Source organism: Boseongicola sp. (assembly GCF_057460485.1).
On record NZ_JBVCWP010000245.1, the window covers coordinates 1 to 5,872 of the forward strand.

The window sequence follows — 5,872 nt, forward strand, 5'->3', positions numbered from 1 at the left end:
CCATCTTTCATGGCGATGGCGTAGGGCTGCTTGGCCGCACCCTTTATGGCCTGCCACTCGAAAAACCCGTCCACCGGCACAATGCAGCGCCGCTTAGCATAGGCATCACGGAACATGGTGCCGGGCAAAGCAAACGAGTTTGACGCATCGTTCCACGCCCGCCGAAAGCAGGCCTGTGCCTAGCCTTAAGCGCCAACGCGCTCGGCGAAAAAATTATAGAGCCAGGCCAGGATCGCTCCGCAGATTGCCCCGCAGACAAAGCCCCAGATTAGCCCAATGAGGCTGCCGAGCGGGGTGACGCTGTATCCAAAGTAGAAGTGATCGAGGAGCATGGGAGCGGTTGGCGCGGTTGCAGTTGCTATGAGCCACCAGGTCGCTATGAACACGCCGCCTCCCCACCAAACCCCAAATGCCAGGGCAAAAGCGAGGATATTGAGCTTCATCATGCACCTCCTGCTTAGACCAACGGGGACCGAAGTCTAACATGGGACAGGAATGGCCGGAACCGACCAGGCGGCTTGCGAGCGGCTGGGCTATTGCCGATATCCGCTTTTGGGGGTCCAGTAGTGGACATTGGAGAGCGGTCCAGTGATGTCCGCTCATTGGTGCAAACCAGACGTACGCCTGAGGCTACCGTAACCGTGAGCCAGTATTCCTGGGCTCACCTCCAGGGGGAGGGGGGTTGGGGGGGCTCCATCAGAAGGGAGACCGTAACGGGGTGGTTACGCTCCCATAAACTGCAAGGAAACGAAAATTTTTGCTTGCGGGAAGAGCGACCGGAGGTTTCTCGCTGCAAGTACCTGAAAAGGGACTGCTGCCAGTACCCTTCTGCTCTCACTTAAGGCACAATATTCCTGAAGCGGATCGGTAGAGCTCCCGTCAACGGGAGAATGTGGGATGCGGAATGATCTCTTAGCTGTGCTCGTTGTCGCGTTTATAGTCTTGCCTCTCAATGGCGTGTCCGCTGACGATGAGACAGACTTCACGGTTTGCAAGAGTACCTACGCGCTGTGCACCACTGCGTCGTGCATACGAGTCGCCGGCACAAAAGATACCGTAGCTTGCTCTTGTGAGGTGAAGATCGGCTACTCTCTCGGATCTGAAAGTTGTCAAGATCCAGACCAGACGAGCAGCGGAAGTATCAAATCCCGCTATTTCCCGGTCAAGAGCTATGCAGTGTGCCGCAACAATCGACCCTGGGCATGGTGCCTTGATAAGCCCTGCACCGTGGACAAGGATGATCCGACCAAGGCTTCATGTGCTTGCACGAGCGTCAAGGATAAAGGCCCGTATGTGATCGTGACGGACAGCTATACCGACAAGACGTGCACCACCGGCATCATTTCGTCGGCAACAGTGGCGCAGGTCACTCAAGTCACAGATTTCCTAAAAAAGAGCACAAAGCTCAAGCCATTCAACATCGAGGTGCTGACGGGCAGTAGATGATCAATCTCGGCTGCTCCGCTTATGGCACTTAAACGACATTGGTACCGAGCTCGGCACCCTTCGTGCGGGCACCGGCGGGGGGTCGGGAAATAGGGGACCCATAGGCCCCAGGCGTTGACGTGTTTGCGAGGCGGTGAGACCATCAACGTGCTTGATGCTCGCCCCCGGCGCCTCCCTCGGTACTGGGGGGCGAATATCTCCTGGGCCCCAGGCTGCATTCGTTGCGGCGCTGATCTACCTCTTTCATCTATTCTAGGACTGAGGACGTTCCCACCCCGCAAGTACCACGACGACCGAGAGGACATGCCATGACAATAATCCGTACGGTTTTTGTACTCGCTGCATTGATGATCGGTTTTTCCCTGCCGACGCTTGCGACCCATGCAGCGGAACGCGGCACCCCAGAGGAGGCCAAGGCGCTCGTCGCAAAGGCGATTGCCGCGTTCAAGGAGAAGGGCCCGGCCGTCTTTGATGAGATCAACGCGGGCGGTTTTCGGGACAGGGATCTCTACGTCTTCGTATATGCCACGGGAGATCAAGGCAAGGTCGTAGCCTATGGCGGGGCGCCGGTTGATCCACCCATCCTCGGACGCCCAACAGATGATATCAAAGATGCCGATGGGCTGCCCTTGGGCAAAATGTTCGAGGAGAAAGCCACGCCTGAAGGGGTGTGGGTCGATTACCGCTGGAAGCATCCGGAGAGCGGCGAAGTCGCGGATAAGTCATCCTGGGTCGTCAGATCAGGAGACTACATCTTCGGCTGTGGCGTCTATAAGTAGAGTCTCTTTCAGCCTCTATGAGAGACGAAGGACATGCCATGACAATGATGCGAACGGTTTTCGTAGTCATCGGGTCGCCATGGTTTGAGTAGAAAGCCACGTCCGAAGGGGTGTGGGTCGATTACCGCTGGAAGCATCCGCAGACCGGCGAAGTGGTGGATAAGTCATCCTGGGTCGTCAGGTCAGGCGGCTACATCTTCGGCTGCGGTGTTCACGAATAAAGTGTCTTTCAGCCTCTAAGCCGCCAGCGGATGGCGGCTCAGCAAGATGCACGCCCTGGCATCGATTATGCCGGGTCGTGACATCTGCCTGCGGATCCCAACAGCCGCGCTTGCTCGCCACAAAAGGACAATTCGGGAGCGTGGTCTGGCTGCCACTCGTGTTCGGGAGGGGATCGCTCATTCCTGAGAACGGGTTTTCGAGTCAGGCCGATGTGATGATCGATACGCGGAAGTCTTTAGCTTTGGCCTGACATGCTCCGCCATGAACTGATCGAACACCATCGCCACCGCCTTGTCGGCCCTCGCCTTGTCTCGCTCGGCTGCGGGGTCACGGCCGGCCGCAATCTCCCCAAGCAGGCGCTTGGCCTCCGCTCTGGCAAAGCTCGGCGTTACCTCTCCATGCCTGCCGATCGTGACGCGCCGTGTACGTCCTTTGCGCCCGCCCAGTCGGTACTGTTGGGCACCCAGGGGGGGTGCCGGAATAGGGGTCCCTAGGCCACCCGCATTGACGTGTTTGCGAGGCGGTAAGACGATCACCGCGTTGATGTTAGCCCCTTCCCGTACGGGGCTAGTCTCTCTTCGAACTCGGGCCCCAGGCGTTGAATCCATCCCGGACGCGTCTGGGGCCTGCTTGTTTTTGGCCGACCGTCCGATGACCATTCCTACCTAGAAGGGTGCTTTCGCCCGTCCTGCCGTGCTGGCTTCCTTCGTCGCTTGACGCGACCCAGCAAATCACTGCGCAGCATAGCTCTACTAACGAAAAGGCTATGCTTGACACCCGCGATTAGAGAACTTCAGTGGGGGAGGATCATCGGCGCTTCCCTAACACGGTATAGTCGGACCGCCTCTGTTCGGCCTTTGAGCTTGGTGATGCCGATGGCGCCGATTTCAAGATGGTTGGGAACCGACTGCAACCGGTTACTCAACATTTCGGATATCAGCAGGTTCTCCTGGTAAAAGTTACACTGTCCTTGAATCCGAGCTGCCGTGTTGAGGACGTCACCCAGGTAGGAGATCTCTCGCTTGATTTCACCGACTTCGAGAACGGTAGCAAATCCGATGTTTACGCCAGCCTTAAATTGGGGACTTAACCCGTATTGCGACTGGTAGTAATCCTTTCGCTCTTCGAGCTGATGGCTGAACGCGAAATAGGCCTGCAGGCAATTTCCGTTCTCGATACCGTCGGCGACCTCCCAGAGGAGGATCGATTCATCGCCGACGTACTGGTAAAATTGAGCTCCGAAATTGGTTACAATAGACATATCGATAAAGCAGTCCTGAATGAGGCTACCAAACCGAAGATGACCGAGCCGCTCAGCGTGGGCAGTCGAATCCATTAGATCGAGGAACATTACGATCATTTCAATTTCGCGCGGATGGTAAAAAGTACCCAGGATAATTTTGCGCAAGTTTCCAGGGCCAAACTTTTGGTCGATTTGTTTAATCATGATGAACACAAAACTGACAAGCGTATAATAAATTAAGATGACGACGAAATTGACGCTTATCAGCCTTGATTTGAACGCCGATACACTAAAAACGTGGCCCTCAAGGATTATGTTGAAGGTAGTTAATCCAATCAGCACGAGAGCCACGCAGATCAGGTTGCTGAAGGCTTGGATCATGATCAGTATACCGTAAGGTCGCCGTCGGATCGCCGAAGTGTCAAGAACTCGACTGAAAAAGTAAAAGATCGTCCCAATTACGCATCCAATGGCGACTGCCTGACCAAAAAAGGCAGTAAGATTAAGCGAGTCATAGTCAAGAGTTGCGAAAGCAGGAACCGACGAAAGCCCGACGAACCTGATCAGCACGAAAAGGCAGGCAGCGCCAACAAAATACAACACGCTAAGACAGTAGCCACGATAGGAAAATCTCATTCTGGTTTGTCCGCTGGTTCTTAATCCGAAATTCCCCAGATGGACCCTGGAACGGCGTAGACGGTAAGTCCCAGGGGAGGCTACGCGGCAATATCACAAGGGCACCCTCAGAGCCTATCCGCGAAGTTTAGATTCATGATGAGGCATTTCGGGCGAGCCGTCTGAGCATGATGCGGATCATGGCGAGACGGACGAAGGCGATAGCGGTTCGCGCGTAGCGTTCGAAGTCTTTGGCGAGACGGCGACAGCGACTTATCCAGGCGAAGGTGCGCTCGACGATCCAGCGCTTGGTTAGCACCTCGAAGCCAGCGGTATTATACCAGCGGCTTTGACGGCTGACTCTTGGTGGGATTCCCGGCCGGGTTGATCTGTGATTTTTTTGGCGCGGGGAGGATTCGCGCCATGGGATCAGCGGTGAAGCTGCGGACGGACTATTCGGCGGCAGAGCTTCGCCGGCTGGCCAAAGCCTCGAAGGAGGCCAACCAGAGCCGACGGCTTCTGTCGCTGGCGGCGGTCAGGGACGGGAGGAGCCGTGAGGAGGCCGCGAAGATCGGCGGCATGGACCGACAGACGCTCAGGGATTGGGTGCACCGGTTCAATGCGTGGGGGCCCGAGGGCCTGAAGGACGCCTGGTGGAGCGGACCCGCACCTCGGCTGTCGCCGGCGCAGAAGGTGGAGCTGGCCGAGATCGTGGAAACGGGGCCGGATCCGGCCGTTGACGGCGTAGTGCGCTGGCGGCGCGTCGATTTGCAGAAAGTCATCAAGGCGCGCTTCGGCGTCGACTATCACGAGCGCTACGTATCGACGCTTCTGAAGCAGCTCGGCTTCTCGCACATGAGCGCCCGGCCGCGCCATCCGGCTACGTCTACGCTTGCGAGACGCCGCAGCAAGTTGAAGCGGCGAAAGCTCTGACCTTTGATGAGGCGCGGCGCATTGCGGTGAATGTTGCTAAGCTGCCGGGGTTGTTGGGATCAGGAGAGTACTTCTAATGCGCCGAGACATACTGATAGCTGTCGGTTTCTGGGTTGCGGCAATAACTACGTCCGCAAGCGGCCCGGCGTTTGCTGAAGTGGACATCAAGACGCCTTGGGCAAATAGATGTCCCGGCATCGGAGCGCAAACGTGTTTGTGCCGAATGGCGCAAGAGTACGCTGGACTACAGGCGGGCCCCAGTGGGGGAGGATCAATGGCAAACAACCGCGCAATTATCGCTTGCCTTCGTGGCCTGAAGGTGATGTGCTATTTTTCCAATTACTAAGCCTACACTCGTTACTCACAAAAAACCTTGAGACCAAAAAATACTTTGAGACTTTTGCGAGCGTAACTCTCTGGGAAAATTTGAGAAGCAAAATTTCACAAGTTGTGATGTGACCGGTCGAGCGTGGCCGCACGTCAGATTGGAGAAGGCATCATGAGATCGTTTAAGAAAATTATCGGTAAGATCCTGCTGTCAGCTCTACTATCTGCAGCATTTATGGTCGGTGGAAACGCGGACGCCGAAGAGCAGACACTGAAATGCACGCTGTACGTGGGAGCAAGTATGGAC

Annotated in this window: 8 protein-coding genes; 3 read left to right on the plus strand and 5 right to left on the minus strand. The window is 56.2% G+C overall.

The window, feature by feature from the left end:
- On the minus strand, positions 1–116 hold a 116-nt coding region (locus AC221Y_RS19240), incomplete at its 3' end, for an SOS response-associated peptidase family protein (RefSeq protein ID WP_486708071.1).
- Between the two features lie 69 nt (positions 117–185).
- Positions 186–443 (minus strand): bacteriophage holin, encoded by a 258-nt coding sequence (locus tag AC221Y_RS19245; protein WP_486708065.1) that lies wholly within the window; start codon positions 441–443, stop codon positions 186–188.
- A gap of 454 nt (positions 444–897) precedes the next feature.
- Here AC221Y_RS19245 and AC221Y_RS19250 point away from each other — a divergent pair, with 454 nt between their 5' ends.
- Complete coding sequence (locus AC221Y_RS19250; protein ID WP_486708066.1) at positions 898–1,446, plus strand: hypothetical protein; 549 nt, start codon at positions 898–900, stop codon at positions 1,444–1,446.
- Between the two features lie 308 nt (positions 1,447–1,754).
- The gene (locus tag AC221Y_RS19255) at positions 1,755–2,225 is read left to right on the plus strand and encodes a cache domain-containing protein (protein WP_486708067.1); all 471 of its coding nucleotides are present in this window, start codon (positions 1,755–1,757) and stop codon (positions 2,223–2,225) included.
- A gap of 398 nt (positions 2,226–2,623) precedes the next feature.
- Here the strand turns inward: AC221Y_RS19255 and AC221Y_RS19260 are convergent, their stop codons facing one another.
- From AC221Y_RS19260 to AC221Y_RS19270, 3 genes are all read right to left on the minus strand, one after another.
- A complete protein-coding gene (locus tag AC221Y_RS19260; protein ID WP_486708068.1) occupies positions 2,624–3,106 on the minus strand; it encodes an Arm DNA-binding domain-containing protein in 483 nt (160 codons plus the stop codon).
- 134 nt (positions 3,107–3,240) lie between these two features.
- A complete protein-coding gene (locus AC221Y_RS19265; protein WP_486708069.1) occupies positions 3,241–4,326 on the minus strand; it encodes an adenylate/guanylate cyclase domain-containing protein in 1,086 nt (361 codons plus the stop codon).
- Positions 4,327–4,459: 133 nt separating this feature from the next.
- Positions 4,460–4,771 carry a transposase gene (locus AC221Y_RS19270; protein WP_486708072.1) on the minus strand — a complete coding sequence of 104 codons (312 nt, stop codon included), beginning with the start codon at positions 4,769–4,771 and terminating at the stop codon, positions 4,460–4,462.
- Between AC221Y_RS19270 and AC221Y_RS19275 the strand changes: the two genes are divergently transcribed.
- A complete protein-coding gene (locus tag AC221Y_RS19275; RefSeq protein ID WP_486708070.1) occupies positions 4,729–5,238 on the plus strand; it encodes a helix-turn-helix domain-containing protein in 510 nt (169 codons plus the stop codon). The two genes, AC221Y_RS19270 and AC221Y_RS19275, sit on opposite strands and share 43 nt — an antisense overlap.
- Positions 5,239–5,872 lie beyond the last annotated feature (634 nt).

What these genes read in the sequence shown, in the direction of transcription:
- AC221Y_RS19245 (WP_486708065.1), bottom strand. Translation starts at nt 443, where the DNA reads ATGAAGCTCAATATCCTCGCTTTTGCCCTGGCATTTGGGGTTTGGTGG.
- AC221Y_RS19250 (WP_486708066.1), top strand. Translation starts at nt 898, where the DNA reads ATGCGGAATGATCTCTTAGCTGTGCTCGTTGTCGCGTTTATAGTCTTG.
- AC221Y_RS19255 (WP_486708067.1), top strand. Translation starts at nt 1,755, where the DNA reads ATGACAATAATCCGTACGGTTTTTGTACTCGCTGCATTGATGATCGGT.
- AC221Y_RS19260 (WP_486708068.1), bottom strand. Translation starts at nt 3,106, where the DNA reads ATGGTCATCGGACGGTCGGCCAAAAACAAGCAGGCCCCAGACGCGTCC.
- AC221Y_RS19265 (WP_486708069.1), bottom strand. Translation starts at nt 4,326, where the DNA reads ATGAGATTTTCCTATCGTGGCTACTGTCTTAGCGTGTTGTATTTTGTT.
- AC221Y_RS19275 (WP_486708070.1), top strand. Translation starts at nt 4,729, where the DNA reads ATGGGATCAGCGGTGAAGCTGCGGACGGACTATTCGGCGGCAGAGCTT.